This window comes from Sphaerisporangium sp. NPDC004334 (genome assembly GCF_053602655.1).
The window spans coordinates 233,096-247,553 of the sequence record NZ_JBSGDZ010000007.1; the positions used below are offsets into that span (position 1 = coordinate 233,096).

Below are 14,458 nucleotides of genomic sequence, written 5' to 3' on the forward strand. Positions count from 1 at the left end.
CCGGCCGGTTCGCCCGGGGCCGGCGCGTTCGCGCGCGCCTCGCATGCGGCGCCCTCGAGGTGCAGGGCGCCGATGGCGTGCGGGCGCCGCCCGGGGCGGCGGTCGGTTCAGCCGCCGGGCTGCACGCGGTCGAAATCGATGATCATCATGTCCCGGACGGCGCTGGTGGCGTCGGCCGGCCTGATCGGGGTCACCTCGTGCTCCATCGTGCGGTCGTCGATCACGACGGTCTCCATCGGCTCCAGCAGCGTGTGCTCCAGCGCGGGACGGTCGCCGCCCTTGCGGAACACGCGGCTGAGGCCGCCGGAACAGCGCTCCCGGTTGACCAGGTGCATGATCACGTAGTCGTGACCGTCGCTGTGCCGCCCCTCGGGGGCCGGCGCCGACGCGGCGTCGCCGGTGGCCACGATGCGGATCAGGTGCACGGTGACCAGCCAGGTCTGGTGGTCGCCTTCCAGGCGCCTGACCAGGCCGAGGTCATGTTCGAGGGCCGCACGGAAGCAGAGGTTCTCGTAGGTCTCGGCGGTGATCGGGGCGAAGGTGCGCACCTGCCCGCCGTACACCGAATTGATTTCAGCGCTCTGGTAGAAGGCCCCGTGCGGCGCCCTCTCCATGGTCACGCCCGCGCCCTCGCCGCCGCGGGCCAGCAGGTGCCCGATGCGGCGGAGCCGGGTGGTGCCGTGACTTTCCCTGACGTACTCGTCGGCCGGAAGGTCTTCCCAGTACTTGGCGAACTCGTTCCATTCGCTGGTCGCCGTGATGGGGAGCCTGCCGTGGCTCCACCCTTTCTCGACGACCTCGGCGGGCCATGGGGCGGACGTTTTCGTTATACGCATTGGGCTGCTTTCTCGTGTCGGGTTTCCCTGTTCTGTGCGCGGAGTGCCGGTCCGATCGGAACTTTCAGCCTTGCCTGCGACCAAGGTAGGCAACGGTTTATCGCGAGGTAATACCTCGCGCTGCTCTGTTGGGCGCACGGCGCTACTCAATGGGCGCCGGGCCGTTACTCACCCGCTTTGCCGCCGGTAACGGCGCAGGTGGGAGCCCATTGTGAGCGTGTAAGGGAACGCACATGACGGATTCACATCGGCCGAATGACCGGCGCACTGGTGTCGGAGATGGGCACTAAATGACAATGATCAGGAAACGCGCAACGATGACACGGGAGAGGCGATATGACGCTCGAAGTCCCTGTCGCGCCGGACCAGGTCGGCCTGATCGCAGGCGACGGGCGCTCCCCGCTCTACGTTCCGCGGTCATGGGTCGCGATGGCCGAGCTCGGGCACGTCTTCGTCGGCCGGCGCGACGAGCTGGACCGCATCGCCGTCGCCATGCGCCACCCCGGCCTGTCCGGGGCCGCGCTCATCGGCGACGGCGGCGCCGGCAAGAGCCGGCTGCTCGCCGAGGTGGTCCGGCGGGCGGACGAGGAACGGTTCCACGTCGTCCGTGCCTGCGCCTGCCAGGCCACCTCGGCGGTGCCGTTCGGAGCCTTCGCGCAGTACCTCCCCGCCGCCCTCATGGACACCGCCTTCAACGGCAACGCCCTGCGCATGGCCGCCGACGCCCTGATCGGCCAGTCCGGCGGCCGTGACCTGCTCCTGGTCATCGACGACGCCCACCAGCTCGACGAGGCCTCGGTGGCCCTGGCCTTCCAGATGGCCCGCCACCGCGAGGCGTTCGTCCTGACCGCCTCACGCAGCGGCGAGGGCGTCCCCGACCCCGTCGCCGACCTGTGCACCAGCGGCCTGGCCGAGTGGATCGAGGTGCGCCCCTTCACCCGCGACGAGGTCAGAGAGATCCTCTCGACCACGCTGGGCGGCCCGGCCGAAGGCGTGCTGGTCCAGCGGTGCTGGGACGCCACCCGCGGCAACGCCTTCCTGCTGCGCGAGCTGATCACCGCCATGCTCGAGACCGGCGCGCTCATCCCCGCGGAGGGCGTCTGGCGCGGCGGCGACCCGCTCCCGGTCACCTCCCGGCTGGCCGGGCTGGTCGACAAGCGCCTCGCCGGCCTCACCCCCGAATGCCGCCGCGCCCTGGAGCTGCTCGCCTTCGGCGACTCGGTCAGCCCGGACGTCCTGGCCGCCCTGGTCTCCCGCGCCGCCGTCGAGACCGTCGAGGCGCGCGGCATCGTCAAGGTCGAGCGGCTCGGCGGCCGCGACCGCGCGCGGCTCGCCTACCCTCTGTACGGGGACGTCCTGCGCGCCCGCGCCCCGCGCCTGCGGGCGCGCCGATGCAGGGAAGAGCTCGCCGACGCCGTCGAGGCCGCGGAACCCGGCGCGGACGACCTGCTCAGGGTCGCGGCCTGGCGCCTGGAGAACGGCGTGCAGCCGCCCGCCGGCGCCGTCGCCGCCGCCATGAGGAGCGCCTGGTCGCACCTGGACCTGCCGCTGAGCCGGCAGCTCGCCGCCTGCGCCGTCGCCGCGGGCAAGGGCGTGGAGATCGCCGAGCCGCTCGGCTACGGGCTGATGTTCGCCGGCCGGCCCGGCGACGCCGAGGCGCAGCTCGCCCGTCTCGGCCGCCCCACCCGTGAGCGCGAGCGCGCGCTGCTGACCGGCGTCCGCGCCTTCAACCTGGCCTTCGGCCTCGACAGCGTGTCCGAGGCGTGGCTGCTGCTCCGCGCCGAGCTGCACGACCTGCACGGCGGCGAACCCCGCGCCGAGCTTCGCGCCCTGCAGGCCCTGCTGCACGTCTTCGCCGGACGCTGCCAGACGGCCGTCGTGCTCGCCGAGCAGGTCATGGCCGAGGCGCCCGCCGGCGTGCGCGCCCGCTGCGTCGCCGAGGTCGCCCGCGGCGTGGCGCTGGCCTTCCTGCGGCGGCCCGAGGAGAGCCTCGCCGCCCTGGCCGAGGCCCGCGAGCACAGCCTGCGCTGGCAGGGCGAGCTGCCCTGGCTGGAGATCTTCATCGAGCTCGGACGGGTGCACGCCTGCCTGCTCACCGGCCGCTTCCTTGAGGCCCAGGAGTGCGCCACCGAGGGGTACGACCGGGCGGTGGCGCGGCAGTTCCCCTTCGCGATCGCCTGGTTCTGCCTGCTGCGCGGCCTGGTCGCCCGGGCGCGCGGCGAGGTCCGCGAGGAGCTGCACCGCTGCCGCGAGGGCGTCGCCATCGCCCGCGACCACGGCAACCGCGGCCTGCTCGCCGTCCTGCTCGCCCAGCTCGCCCAGGGCCTCGCGCTCGCGGGGGACGTCAAAGCGGCCCGCAGGGCCCTGGCGGAGGCCGACGGCCTGGACCAGCGGTGCCTGTGGCTGCTCCAGCCGTGGATCGAGCTGGCCCGCTCATGGGTCGCCGCGGCCGGCAACTCTCCCGACGCCCCCGCCATCGCCGAGAAGGGCGCGGCGCTCGCCCGCGAGTTCGGCGCCGTCGGCATGGAGGCCCTCGCCCTGCACGACGTGGCCAGGATGGGCGCCCCCCAGCACGTCCTCAACCGGCTCCGCGAGCTGGCCGGGCAGGCCGGCGGCGGCGCGGTGCCGCTGTACGCGGCGCACGTCGCGGCGGCCGCCGCCGGCGACGGCGACGGGCTCGCCGCCTCCTCGGCCGGTCTCGAGCGGCTCGGCAGCCCGCTGCTGGCCGCCGAGGCGGCGGCCGAGCAGGCCAACTGCCACCGCGCGGCCGGCGACCTCGCCGCCGCCTCGGCCGCGGCGGCCAGGGCGCTGCGCCTGGCGAAGTCGAGCGGCGCCCGCACTCCCGCCCTGTCCGCGCTGGAACGGCCGCGGCTCACCCGCAGGGAGCACCAGATCGCCGAGCTGGCCGCCAAGGGCATGTCCAGCAAGGAGATCAGCGCCCACTTCGTGCTGTCGGTGCGCACCGTCGAGAACCACCTGCAGCGCGCCTACCGCAAGCTCGGCATCGGCGACCGCACCGAGCTGGGCGCCCTTCTCGGTCTCTTCCAGCCCGCCCCCGACGACGACCGTGACCCGGCGACGTGAAACGAGGTGTGCGATGAACTCCGGCATGCAGTCCTACGTGGAATGGATGGTCAGGGCCCGCTGGGGCCAGGTCCCCACCACCCCCGACGCCCTCGCGGGGCCCCCGTCCACGCGGCCCCCACACGGCGACCAGGACCACAGACCCGCCGACCCGGCCCGCGCGAACGACGACCCGGCCTTGGCCCCCGGTCAGCCGCCCCTCGCGAACGGTGACCCGGCCGTCGCGAACGGCGAGCGAGGTCATGGCCGCGAGGGCGGGCGTACCCGTGTTCCGCGACTCGCGAGCCTCCTCGGGCGCCGACGCGGCGGGTTCCCCGTGGACCGCCGGGAGTCGGCGTTCCCTCCGCCTCTTGATTGATCGGCGGCGGTCGGCGTCCCCGGTTCCGCCCCTCGGGTCCCTCTCTCCAGGCGCCGACCCGGGGGGAGGTGGTACGGCGGTCTCGGCGCCTTGGTGTGGCGCCGAGCCGGCGAGACCGGGCGGGGGTCAGCGGCGGGGAGTTCTGTCCTTGCCGGCGGCGATGGCGTGCCGCGACTCGGTGATGTACGAGGCGACGTAGGGGTGGGCGGGGAAGAGCGCGCGCACCCGCTGGAACCGGGGCAGCGCCGCCCGGTAGCGGCCGGCGAAGAAGTCCGCCAAGGCGGCGTCGTACAGCACCGTCGTCCGTGAGGCGGACGGCGCGACCCCGGCGGCGGCCAGCCGCTTGCGCACGATGCTCACCGGCAGGATGAAGCTGTGGTTCTCGGCGGTCTCGCCCGTGGCCGGGTCGACCGAGCCGGCGATCAGCGTCCCGATGACCTTGCCGTCCTCGTCGAAGACCGGTCCGCCGGAGTTGCCGTGGTAGGACGGCGCCTGAGCCTGGATGTACGGCACGCCGAGCACGGTGGTGCGCCGGGCGTTGTAGGCGCCTTCGGTCAGCGCCGGGTACAGCCGCGAGCGCAGGTCGAACACGGCGGTGTTGGTGGTGATGAGCCCCGGGAACCCGTTGATGTACAGCGGGTCGCCGACGCGGACGTCGGAGTCGCGGCCGAGCGGCACCGTGGGCAGGTCATGGGCGCCGGGCATCTTGAGCACGGCGAAGTCCTCACCGGGGTAGTCGCGGCCCTTGGCGATCAACCGGATCGGCGTCACCTTGGCCGTCTTGTCCCTGCCGCCGCCGGGCAGCGGAGTGATGACGGCGATGCTTCGGCGGATCCCGGTCACCCGCATCTGCCGCGCGTTGAACCGCCCGAACATCTCCTTGGCCAGCCGCACCAGCTCGTCGTCCGGCTGGGCGCTCCTGCGGATCGCCGTGAGGAACGACTTCGCGTCCGCCCCGGTCACCGTGGGGAGCACCTTGGCGCCGTAGAAGCGCCGCAGGGCCGCCCGGGTCGCGCTCACGCAGTGCGCGCCGGTCACCATGTACCCGTCCGGCGTCACCCACCAGCCGGTGCACAGGCCGGGACGGACCAGCTTGGCCGTGCGTGCGGGCCCGGCCGGGGCCAGGTAGCGCTCGACGTGCCCGGCGGCGGTGCGCAGCACCCACTTGGCCTGGCTCTGGTGGTCGGCGGGGATGCGCCCCGCCTTGGCGTGCCGGGCGGCCGCGTCGAACAGCGCGGAGAACGCCTTCTTGGCCTTGGGCGACGGCACGGTGACGGTCGCGGCGTAGTCGGTCTCGATCAGCTGCACCGCCGGATCGGTGCGGGCCGCCAGCCGCGTGCCGACCGCCACTCCGCGCTCCGCCTGCGCCGGGGCGGCCCCGGTGACCCCCGGCACCACGGCCATTCCCGCCAAGCTCAGCCCCGCCGCCGCCATCCGTAAGCCCGTTCGCATGGCTCCACCCCCTCAGGCATCTCCTCCGCAGAGTCTGGGCGAACCCCCTGAAAGCTCCCTTGCATCCCACTTACTCCCTGTTCCGAGGCAGCTCGTGCCCAGCGGAGAGGCCGCCGGCCATCTGCGGGGCGACCGGAGCCACGCGGGCTTGCGCCGTCGCTATTCAGCGTTACTATGTACTAGTAGCTAGTGTCACCAAGTAGCTGGAGGAGGGATGCCTCATGGGCAAGCTGGTGACGGAGATGCTCAAGGGGACGCTGGAGGGCATCGTCCTCGCGATCCTGTCCGGCCGGTCCGCGTACGGCTACGAGATCACGGCGTGGCTGCGCGACCAGGGCTTCTCCGACATCGCCGAAGGCACCGTCTACGCGCTGCTCATCAGGATCGAGCAGCGCGGTCTCGTCGACGTGCGGAGGGTTCCGTCCGAGAAAGGGCCGCCGCGCAAGGTGTATTCCCTGAACGCGCAGGGACGGGAGTATCTCGAAGAGTTCTGGAAGACCTGGAGTTTTCTCGCCGAACGGCTCGAACAGCTCCGCGACGGAGGTAATGGAGAATGACCACGGATCCGATCGAGCAGAAGAATCGCTACCTGCGGTACCTGGAGCTGGTCACCGGGCCGTTCGAGCATAAGAAGCGCTACCGGCAGTACAAGGCGCGCACGGAGCGGCTTCCCGCGGATTATCACACGGCGATCGACGCGCTGCAGCGGTACATGTTGTTCTTCGGGCCGGGAAAGGCGGACAGCCTGCTGGCGATGCTGGACGATCTCGCCGACCTGTTCGAGCAGAGCGCGGCGAACGGGACTCCGGTCCGCGAGGTCGTCGGGGAGGACCCGGTCGAGTTCGCCGAGGCGTTCCTCCGCAACTACCCGGAGGGTCAGTGGATCAGCCGCGAGCGGGAACGGCTCACCCACGCCATCGACCGCGCCGCCGATCTGGCCGCGGGCGACAAGTCGTGACGAAACAGAGAACGGATATCGGAATGACAGCCGATCGGATTCAGGGCCCCGCGATCCGGGTGCAGGGCCTGGAGAAATCGTACGAACAACTGCGGGTGCTGCGCGGCGTCGATTTCGACGTGGCGCGGGGCGGCATCTTCGCCCTGCTCGGCTCGAACGGGGCGGGGAAGACCACGGTCGTGAGAATCCTTTCCACGCTGCTGAAGGCCGATGCGGGAAAGGCGCGCGTCAACGGCTTCGACGTCGCCACGCAGGCCGCGGACGTGCGGGAGTCCATCAGCCTCACCGGGCAGTTCGCGGCCGTGGACGAGATCCTCAGCGGGCGGGAGAACCTCGTGCTGGTCGCCCGGTTACGGCACCTGAAGGATCCGGGCCAGATCGCCGATGACCTGCTGGAACGGTTCTCGCTGACCGACGCGGGCGCGCGGAAGGTGTCGACGTATTCGGGTGGCATGCGCCGCCGCCTGGACATCGCGATGAGCCTCGTCGGTGATCCGCCGGTCGTCTTCCTCGACGAGCCGACGACCGGTCTCGACCCCCAGGCGCGCATCGAGGCGTGGCGGGCCGTCAAGGAACTCGCCGCGCGAGGTACGACGGTGCTGCTCACGACGCAGTATCTGGACGAGGCCGAGCAGCTCGCCGACCGGATCGCGATCCTGCACGAGGGCCGGATCATCGTGAACGGCACCCTGGCCGAACTGAAGCGACTGCTCCCGCCGGCCAAGGTGGAATACGTCGAGAAGCAGCCGACCCTGGAGGACGTCTTCCTCACCCTCGTCGGCGGCGGCGGCAAGAACAGCGAGCACGGCGGGCACGGCGAGAGCGGCCCGGACGCCATCTCGGCACGGACGAGTGAGGAGCAACGATGACCAGGCATTTCTTCGGTGACACCGCCGCCCTGCTGGGACGATCGCTGCGTCACATCACGCGCAGCGTGGACACCATCATCACGACCACGATCATGCCGATCGCCATGATGCTGATGTTCGTCTACGTGTTCGGCGGCGCGATCAAGACAGGGGCGGAATCGTATGTGAACTACCTGTTGCCCGGCATTCTGCTCATCACGGTCGCCTCGGGCATCGCCTACACCGCGTTCCGGCTGTTCACGGACATGAAGAGCGGCATCTTCGAGCGCTTCCATTCCATGCCGATCGCCCGGTCGTCGGTGCTTTGGGCGCATGTGCTGACCTCGCTGGTCGCCAATCTGATCTCGCTCGTGGTCGTCGTGCTCGTCGCCCTGCTCATGGGGTTCCGCTCGGCGGCGGGAGTGCCGGCGTGGCTCGCCGTCGCCGGCATCCTGGTGCTGTTCACCCTGGCGCTGACGTGGATCGCCGTCATCCCCGGCCTGTCGGCGAAGTCCGTGGACGGCGCGAGCGCGTTCTCCTACCCGCTGATCTTCCTGCCGTTCCTCAGCTCGGCCTTCGTGCCCACCGCCACCATGCCCGGCCCGGTGCGCGCCTTCGCCGAGCACCAGCCGGTGACCTCCATCGTCAACGCCATCCGCGACCTGTTCACCCAGCGGCCGGTCGGCACCGACATCTGGATCGCCCTGGCCTGGTGTGCCGGCATCCTCGTCGTCGCCTACATCGCCGCCATGGCCACCTACCGCCGCAAGATCGCCTGAACCATGGTGGTCGCGCCCGTCCTGATCCACCTCAGCGTCACGAACAGGCGGAATGCGGTTCACGCGCAGGATTTCCACCTGGACGCAGGCGTGGGGCACCATGGAGGGGTGAACGAGGGCGCGGGCATGCTGGCGAAGTTCCTGGCCGAGGGCGACGTGGTGGTCCTGACCGGGGCCGGCATCTCCACCGAGTCGGGCATCCCCGACTACCGGGGGCCGAGCGGCGCCCTGCGCCGGCACACCCCGATGACCTACCAGGCCTTCACCGGAGACCCGGCCGCCCGGCGCCGCTACTGGGCGCGCAGCCACGCCGGGTGGCGGTCCATGGCGCGGGCCAGGCCGAACGCCGGGCACCACGCGGTCGCCCGCCTCCAGCGGCGCGGCCTGGTGTCCGGCCTGGTGACCCAGAACGTCGACGGCCTGCACCAGGCCGGCGGCGCTCGGAGCGTGATCGAGCTGCACGGCAGCCTGCACCGCGTCGTCTGCCTCGACTGCCGCGACACGACCCCGCGCGAGGAGCTGGACCGCCGCCTGCGGGAGGCGAACCCCCGGTTCGGCGCCCTGGTCACCGCCGTCAACCCCGACGGTGACGTCGAACTGCCCGGCGAGGCCGTCGAGGCGTTCGTCCCCGCCGCCTGCCGGGCGTGCGGCGGCGAGATGCTCAAGCCCGACGTGGTCTTCTTCGGCGAGACCGTTCCGCGGGACCGCGTCGACGCGTGCTTCGCGCTCGTCGAGCGCGCTCGGCTGCTGCTGGTCCTCGGCTCGTCACTCAGCGTCATGTCCGGACGCCGGTTCGTGCTGAGGGCCGCCAAGCTGGGCGTCCCGGTCGCCATCGTCAACCAGGGCCCCACCCGCGGCGACGACTACGCCGACCTCACCGTCGACGCCCCCCTCGGCCCCACCCTCACCCACACCGCCGACCTCCTGGACACCACCGCCGACTCCTGACCGGCCGGGCGCGCCTCTCCTCCAGAAATGGACGTCCTCACGCGGAAGGTCCCCGCCACCCCCGGTGAGGTCCCGCTACCCGGCGGCGGGCGGGGGGATGACGGCGGTGAGTTCCACCTCGACCAGCAGGCCCGGGCGGAACAGGCGGGTGACCTCTACGGTCGTGCTGGCGGGGGGCTCGCCGGTGATGTGGCGTGCGCGCACGGCGGCGTGCTCCTGCAGGCGTGACATGTCGGTGAGGAACGTCCTGATATGGGTCACGTCGTCGAACGTGCAGCCCTGGTCGGCGAGGATGCGGGACAGGTACTCCATCACCTGCTCCGTCTGCGCGGTCATGTCGTCCCCGCCGATCACGTTGCCCTCGGCGTCCAGTGCCACCTGTCCGGACACGAACAGCAGGTCGCCGGCCCGCGTGGCGTGGGAGTAGCGCCCGTTGGTGGCGGGCACCGAGGCGGGGTTGAGCCTGTCCACCCCGGCACGCACGCGCGGCGCCGGGCCGCCGGCGATGTGGGGGAACACGGCGGTCAGGTCCTCGCCGCCGAGGCCGGCGGCGACCGCCGCGTCCAGCCGGCTCCCCGCCGCCCCCGCGAGCGTCTGGACGGGGTGCGTGGCGAGCGCGAGGTCCTTGGCCGCGAGGCCGAGCCCGTAGCGGCGTTCGGCGCGCGTGCCCTCCACCGCGGGGCGCACCCGTTCGGCCAGGGCGGCGAGCGGGCTGGCGCCGAGCACGTCCAGCAGCGCCCCGGTGTCCACCCCCGCCGCGCGGGCGTAGGCGACCGTCTCGGCCAGCAGCACCTGGGCGGGCACCACCGCGCTCATCACGGCCAGCTTCATCGCGGCCCCGGCGCCGGGGCCGCCGATCTCCCGCACGTGCCCGAAGACCTCCAGCACCTTGCGGCACCGCGCCAGGTCGCCGGGGGACCCGCCGGCGAGGACGGTGAGCGTGCCCTCGCGCGCCGGGTCCACGCTGCCCAGCACCGGTGCGTCCACCAGGCCGACGCTCGCGGGAAGCAGGTCGCGCAGGGCGGCCACCGCGCCGGGCCCGATGGTGGACATCTCGACCACGAGCGTCCCCTCCCGCAGTCCAGGCGCCGCCAGGCCGAGCACGTGCGTCACCGCGGGCGGGTCGCTGAGCATCGTGATGACCAGTTCCGCCTCCGCCACGGCCTCGGCCGGCGAGGCGGCGGTTCGCGCGCCCGGCACCGTCCGCGGAGTGCGGTTCCACGTCGTCACGTCGTGCCCGGCCTCCACGAGTCGCCGGGCCATGGGGACGCCCATGCGTCCCAGTCCGAGAAGGGCAATCACGGGCTCGACCGTAGAGAAGCGCTACGCATTCCACCAGCGACTAGATTGCATGTATCCCATGCGTTGGAGGAATGTGTTCGACATCGACGCGCTGCGCCTGCTCGACGCCGTCGCACGCAGAGGCTCGTTCACGGCCGCGGCCGGCGAGCTCGCCTACACCCAGTCCGCGGTCTCGCGCCGCATCGCGTCCCTGGAACGGCAGGCGGGCGGGCCGCTGTTCGAAAGGCTCCCGCGGGGCGTGCGGCCGACCCCGGCCGGGGAGCTGCTGTGGCAGCACGCGCGGGCCGTGCTCAACCGCCTGGCCAGGGCCGCGGACGACCTGGCGGGCATCCACGGCGGCTACCGGGGGCGCGTCCGCCTCGGGGCGTTCGCCACCGCCAACGTCGCGCTGGTCCCGGCCGCGCTGAGCGCCTTCCGCCGGGAGTTCCCGCACGTCGAGATGGTCCCCGCCGAGGGACAGAGCGGCGCGCTGCTGCGCCGCATGCGTGAGGGGAGCCTGGACGTCGCGGTGGTCAGCGACTATCCCTCAGGGCTCCCCTACGACGAGGACCTGGAGTTCGTCGAGCTGGTGCGGGACGAGCTGCTCGTCGCGCTGCCCGGCGACCATCCGCTCGCGGCGGCCGGCCACGTCGACCTGCGCGACCTGCGCGAGGAGACCTGGCTGGAGGCGCCGCCTCCCGGGCAGCGCACCATGCTCGCGGACGCCTGCGCCCGCGCCGGCTTCACCCCGCGCACGCTCAAGATCGCCGAGTGGACGGGGAAGTTCGGGTTCATCGCGGCCGGGCTCGGCGTCACGCTGGTTCCCTCCATCGCCGCGTGGGCCGTGCCGGACGGCCTCGCGCTGCGCCCGCTCGGTGAGCCGGCGCCGTGCCGGACCGTGTCGGCGGTGCTCCCGCCCGCGCCGCTGCCCGCCGCCCGCACGGTGGTCGGCTTCCTGCGGCGCGCGGCCGGTCGGGAACCGCCGGTTAGAGCAGAGTGAGCTGGCCGGAGGCGGCGAGCGGGTCACGGTGCCGGCGCAGGTGCCGCCACTTGGGCAGGTCGTCCAGGTAGGACCAGCTCAGGCGGTGGTGCGGCGTCGGGCCGTGCTCGGCCAGCGCCGCCTGGTGGACGGGGGAGGGGTAGCCGGCGTTGCCCGCGAAGTCGTAGGCCGGATGCCCGGGAGACAGATCGGCCATCAGCCGGTCGCGGTGCACCTTGGCCAGCACCGACGCCGCCGCCACGCTGATCGACCGCAGGTCGGCCTTGACCTCGCAGCGCACCCGCCACGGTGCCCGCAGGAAGTCGTGCTTGCCGTCCAGGATGACCGCGTCCGGACGCACGGGCAGGGCCGACAGCGCCCGGGACGCGGCCCGGCGCAGCGCCTCGGTCATGCCCACCTCGTCGATCTCCTCGGCGCTCGACGCGCCGATCGCGTGGCAGGTCAGCCAGCCGGGCAGCGCCTCGGCGAACGCTTCGCGGTGGGTGCGCGCCAGCAGCTTGGAGTCGGTGAGCCGTACCGTCGCCCCGCCGCGGCCGGGCAGCTCGGGCGGCGGGCCGAGGTCGGTGACCGCGGCGCACACCACGACCGGACCGGCCCACGCGCCGCGGCCGACCTCGTCCACCCCGGCGATGACGCGAGCCCCTCCGGCGCGCAGCTCCTGCTCGATCAGGTAGCCGGCGGCACGAGGCTCGGCGGGCGCCTCCTTCCGCGTGGCCCGGGTGGCAGCCGTCGCCCCCGTGGCCTGCGTGGCCTGGGTGGCCTGCGTGGTCCGCTTTCGCATCGGTCCATCATGGCAGGACGGCACGCACGGCGGCGCCGCTTCCCCGGCGGACCCCGGTCACCGGGTGGGCGGTGGTCGCCGGCGGCGTCTCCGGCAGGCACGGCCGCCTGTCGCTGGACGGGCGCGGGTCGGCGGACGGAGCCCGGATCAGGGGCGCAGCGCCGCAAGTTGCTGTTCGAAGGGGATGAGCTCCTCGACCGGCTCGGCGGCCGGGGGCCGGCGCAGCATCAGATCGGCCAGCTCGCCGGCCGCGCGGGCGACGCGGGCCGCCAGGCCCTCGGTGCGCTCGTCCCCGGCCGAGCCCCAGTCCTCGGAGGCCGCGTACACCGCGGTCGGCACGACCACCGCGCGCAGGTAGGCGAACAGCGGGCGCATGGCGTGCTCCAGCGCCAGAGAGTGCCGGGCCGTGCCGCCGGTCGCCGCGATCAGCACCGGCTTGCCGACCAGCGCGGTGTTCGGCAGCACATCGACGAACGACTTGAACAGCCCGCTGTAGGAGGCGGTGAAGATCGGGGTGACGGCGATCAGGCCGTCGGCCTCGCCCACCGCCCGCTGTGCCTCGTCCAGCGCCGGGGAGGGAAAGCCGGTCGTCAGGTTGGCGGCGATGTCGCCGGCCAGTTCGCGCAGCTCCACGACGCGCACCTCCACCTCCCGGTCCTGCGTCAGACGGGCGCGGGCGGCCTCGGTCAGGCGGTCGGCGAGCAGGCGCGTCGAGGACGGCAGGCTGAGGCCCGCGGACACGGCGACGAGCTTCAACGGCTTCATGGGGTGCTCCCGGAGGTCGGGGATGGCGGGGAAGGGGACCGGCGTCCCGGGCGGATCGACGCCGGTCAGGGGGTGGGTGGGACGCAGCACAAGGGGGACCGGTTCCGAGGCCCGGGCCCGGGTGGCCGGTTCCGAGGCTCGGGCTCGAGTGGCCGGTTCGGAGGCCCGGGCTCAGCGGGCGCTTGTCAGGCGGCGACGGCGCCCGTTGGCCGCGACCCGGTGCGGAGGTTCAGAAGGCGGGCCCGGTGGTGACCTGGGGCTCCTGGGCCGCCGCCTCGGCGTCGCGGTGGGCGACGCGGGCGGCGTGGGTGGGCCCGTCCGGCACCTGGGCCGGCCGGCCGGAGGCGAACTCCTTGCGCAGCACCGGGACGACCTCCTCGCCGAGGATGTCGAGCTGTTCCAGGACGGTCTTCAGCGGCAGGCCGGCGTGGTCCATCAGGAACAGCTGGCGCTGGTAGTCGCCGAACGACTCGCGGAAGGTCAGCGTCTTGTCGATGACCTCCTGCGGGCTGCCCACCGTGAGCGGGGTCTGCTCGGTGAACTCCTCCAGGGAGGGGCCGTGGCCGTACACCGGGGCGTTGTCGAAGTACGGCCGGAACTCGCGCACCGCGTCCTGGGAGTTCCTGCGCATGAACACCTGCCCCCCGAGACCGACGATGGCCTGCTCGGGAGAGCCGTGCCCGTAGTGGGCGAAGCGCTCGCGGTAGAGGCCGATCAGCCGGATGAAGTGCTCCTTGGGCCAGAAGATGTTGTTGGCGAAGAACCCGTCGCCGTAGTAGGCCGCCTGCTCGGCGATCTCGGGGCTGCGGATCGAGCCGTGCCAGACGAACGGCGGGACGCCGTCCAGCGGGCGCGGTGTCGCGGTGAATCCCTGCAGCGGCGTGCGGAACCGGCCCTGCCAGTCGACGACGTCCTCGCGCCACAGGCGGTGCAGCAGCGCGTAGTTCTCGATGGCGAGCGGGATGCCCTGGCGGATGTCCTGCCCGAACCACGGATAGACCGGGCCGGTGTTGCCGCGGCCCATCATCAGATCGACGCGCCCGCCGGCCAGGTGCTGGAGCATGGCGAAGTCCTCGGCGATCTTCACCGGGTCGTTGGTGGTGATCAGGGTCGTGGCGGTGGACAGGATGATCCGCTCGGTGCGCGCCGCGATGTAGCCGAGCATCGTGGTCGGGGAGGAGGGGACGAAGGGCGGGTTGTGGTGCTCGCCGGTGGCGAAGACGTCCAGGCCGACCTCCTCCGCCTTCAGGGCGATGGCGACCATCGCCTTGATGCGCTCGTGCTCGCTCGGCGTCGTGCCGGTGGTCGGGTCGGTGGTGACGTCGCCCACGCTGAAGATCCCGAACTGCATCGCCCTCATCATCCTTC

The 14,458-nt window shown here is 72.8% G+C and carries 13 protein-coding genes; 7 read left to right on the forward strand and 6 right to left on the reverse strand.

What is annotated here, in order from left to right:
- Positions 1–107: 107 nt before the first annotated feature.
- Complete coding sequence (locus ACWEN6_RS11075; RefSeq protein ID WP_452570047.1) at positions 108–836, reverse strand: 2OG-Fe dioxygenase family protein; 729 nt, start codon at positions 834–836, stop codon at positions 108–110.
- Between the two features lie 336 nt (positions 837–1,172).
- On the opposite strand from ACWEN6_RS11075, the gene ACWEN6_RS11080 reads away from it, so the two are divergent.
- Positions 1,173–3,920, forward strand: a complete 2,748-nt coding sequence (locus tag ACWEN6_RS11080; protein ID WP_452570048.1) for a LuxR C-terminal-related transcriptional regulator — start codon at positions 1,173–1,175, stop codon at positions 3,918–3,920.
- Between the two features lie 484 nt (positions 3,921–4,404).
- On the opposite strand, the gene ACWEN6_RS11085 is transcribed toward ACWEN6_RS11080, so the two are convergent.
- On the reverse strand, positions 4,405–5,730 hold the full coding sequence (locus tag ACWEN6_RS11085; protein WP_452570049.1) for a trypsin-like peptidase domain-containing protein: 1,326 nt from the start codon (positions 5,728–5,730) through the stop codon (positions 4,405–4,407).
- Between the two features lie 221 nt (positions 5,731–5,951).
- Here ACWEN6_RS11085 and ACWEN6_RS11090 point away from each other — a divergent pair, with 221 nt between their 5' ends.
- The 5 genes from ACWEN6_RS11090 to ACWEN6_RS11110 all read left to right on the forward strand — a co-directional run bounded on the left by ACWEN6_RS11090 (position 5,952) and on the right by ACWEN6_RS11110 (position 9,263).
- Complete coding sequence (locus ACWEN6_RS11090; RefSeq protein WP_452570050.1) at positions 5,952–6,287, forward strand: PadR family transcriptional regulator; 336 nt, start codon at positions 5,952–5,954, stop codon at positions 6,285–6,287.
- Positions 6,284–6,688, forward strand: a complete 405-nt coding sequence (locus tag ACWEN6_RS11095; RefSeq protein ID WP_452570051.1) for a DUF1048 domain-containing protein — start codon at positions 6,284–6,286, stop codon at positions 6,686–6,688. Before ACWEN6_RS11090 ends, ACWEN6_RS11095 begins: the two co-directional genes overlap by 4 nt.
- A gap of 23 nt (positions 6,689–6,711) precedes the next feature.
- Positions 6,712–7,557, forward strand: a complete 846-nt coding sequence (locus ACWEN6_RS11100; RefSeq protein ID WP_452570052.1) for an ABC transporter ATP-binding protein — start codon at positions 6,712–6,714, stop codon at positions 7,555–7,557.
- Positions 7,554–8,315 carry an ABC transporter permease gene (locus ACWEN6_RS11105; protein WP_452570053.1) on the forward strand — a complete coding sequence of 254 codons (762 nt, stop codon included), beginning with the start codon at positions 7,554–7,556 and terminating at the stop codon, positions 8,313–8,315. The genes ACWEN6_RS11100 and ACWEN6_RS11105 overlap by 4 nt, the downstream gene beginning before the upstream one ends.
- A 126-nt stretch (positions 8,316–8,441) precedes the next feature.
- Positions 8,442–9,263 carry an NAD-dependent protein deacetylase gene (locus ACWEN6_RS11110; protein ID WP_452570101.1) on the forward strand — a complete coding sequence of 274 codons (822 nt, stop codon included), beginning with the start codon at positions 8,442–8,444 and terminating at the stop codon, positions 9,261–9,263.
- A 75-nt stretch (positions 9,264–9,338) separates the two neighbouring features.
- On the opposite strand, the gene ACWEN6_RS11115 is transcribed toward ACWEN6_RS11110, so the two are convergent.
- Positions 9,339–10,565 (reverse strand): NAD(P)-binding domain-containing protein, encoded by a 1,227-nt coding sequence (locus ACWEN6_RS11115; protein ID WP_452570054.1) that lies wholly within the window; start codon positions 10,563–10,565, stop codon positions 9,339–9,341.
- Positions 10,566–10,623: 58 nt separating this feature from the next.
- Between ACWEN6_RS11115 and ACWEN6_RS11120 the strand changes: the two genes are divergently transcribed.
- Positions 10,624–11,544 carry a LysR family transcriptional regulator gene (locus ACWEN6_RS11120; protein WP_452570055.1) on the forward strand — a complete coding sequence of 307 codons (921 nt, stop codon included), beginning with the start codon at positions 10,624–10,626 and terminating at the stop codon, positions 11,542–11,544.
- On the opposite strand, the gene ACWEN6_RS11125 is transcribed toward ACWEN6_RS11120, so the two are convergent.
- The 3 genes from ACWEN6_RS11125 to ACWEN6_RS11135 form a co-directional block, all read right to left on the reverse strand.
- Positions 11,531–12,325, reverse strand: coding sequence for a ribonuclease HII (locus ACWEN6_RS11125; RefSeq protein WP_452570056.1), 795 nt, complete (start codon positions 12,323–12,325; stop codon positions 11,531–11,533). The genes ACWEN6_RS11120 and ACWEN6_RS11125 overlap by 14 nt on opposite strands.
- A 147-nt stretch (positions 12,326–12,472) precedes the next feature.
- Positions 12,473–13,090, reverse strand: coding sequence for an FMN reductase (locus ACWEN6_RS11130; RefSeq protein ID WP_452570102.1), 618 nt, complete (start codon positions 13,088–13,090; stop codon positions 12,473–12,475).
- 229 nt (positions 13,091–13,319) lie between these two features.
- Complete coding sequence (locus tag ACWEN6_RS11135; protein WP_452570057.1) at positions 13,320–14,441, reverse strand: LLM class flavin-dependent oxidoreductase; 1,122 nt, start codon at positions 14,439–14,441, stop codon at positions 13,320–13,322.
- Positions 14,442–14,458 lie beyond the last annotated feature (17 nt).

Coding starts and splice junctions, on each gene's coding strand:
- ACWEN6_RS11130 (WP_452570102.1), bottom strand. CDS start 13,090: ATGAAGCCGTTGAAGCTCGTCGCCGTGTCCGCGGGCCTCAGCCTGCCG.
- ACWEN6_RS11135 (WP_452570057.1), bottom strand. CDS start 14,441: ATGCAGTTCGGGATCTTCAGCGTGGGCGACGTCACCACCGACCCGACC.
- ACWEN6_RS11125 (WP_452570056.1), bottom strand. CDS start 12,325: ATGCGAAAGCGGACCACGCAGGCCACCCAGGCCACGCAGGCCACGGGG.
- ACWEN6_RS11090 (WP_452570050.1), top strand. CDS start 5,952: ATGGGCAAGCTGGTGACGGAGATGCTCAAGGGGACGCTGGAGGGCATC.
- ACWEN6_RS11075 (WP_452570047.1), bottom strand. CDS start 836: ATGCGTATAACGAAAACGTCCGCCCCATGGCCCGCCGAGGTCGTCGAG.
- ACWEN6_RS11105 (WP_452570053.1), top strand. CDS start 7,554: ATGACCAGGCATTTCTTCGGTGACACCGCCGCCCTGCTGGGACGATCG.
- ACWEN6_RS11080 (WP_452570048.1), top strand. CDS start 1,173: ATGACGCTCGAAGTCCCTGTCGCGCCGGACCAGGTCGGCCTGATCGCA.
- ACWEN6_RS11085 (WP_452570049.1), bottom strand. CDS start 5,730: ATGCGAACGGGCTTACGGATGGCGGCGGCGGGGCTGAGCTTGGCGGGA.
- ACWEN6_RS11120 (WP_452570055.1), top strand. CDS start 10,624: ATGCGTTGGAGGAATGTGTTCGACATCGACGCGCTGCGCCTGCTCGAC.
- ACWEN6_RS11095 (WP_452570051.1), top strand. CDS start 6,284: ATGACCACGGATCCGATCGAGCAGAAGAATCGCTACCTGCGGTACCTG.
- ACWEN6_RS11110 (WP_452570101.1), top strand. CDS start 8,442: ATGCTGGCGAAGTTCCTGGCCGAGGGCGACGTGGTGGTCCTGACCGGG.
- ACWEN6_RS11100 (WP_452570052.1), top strand. CDS start 6,712: ATGACAGCCGATCGGATTCAGGGCCCCGCGATCCGGGTGCAGGGCCTG.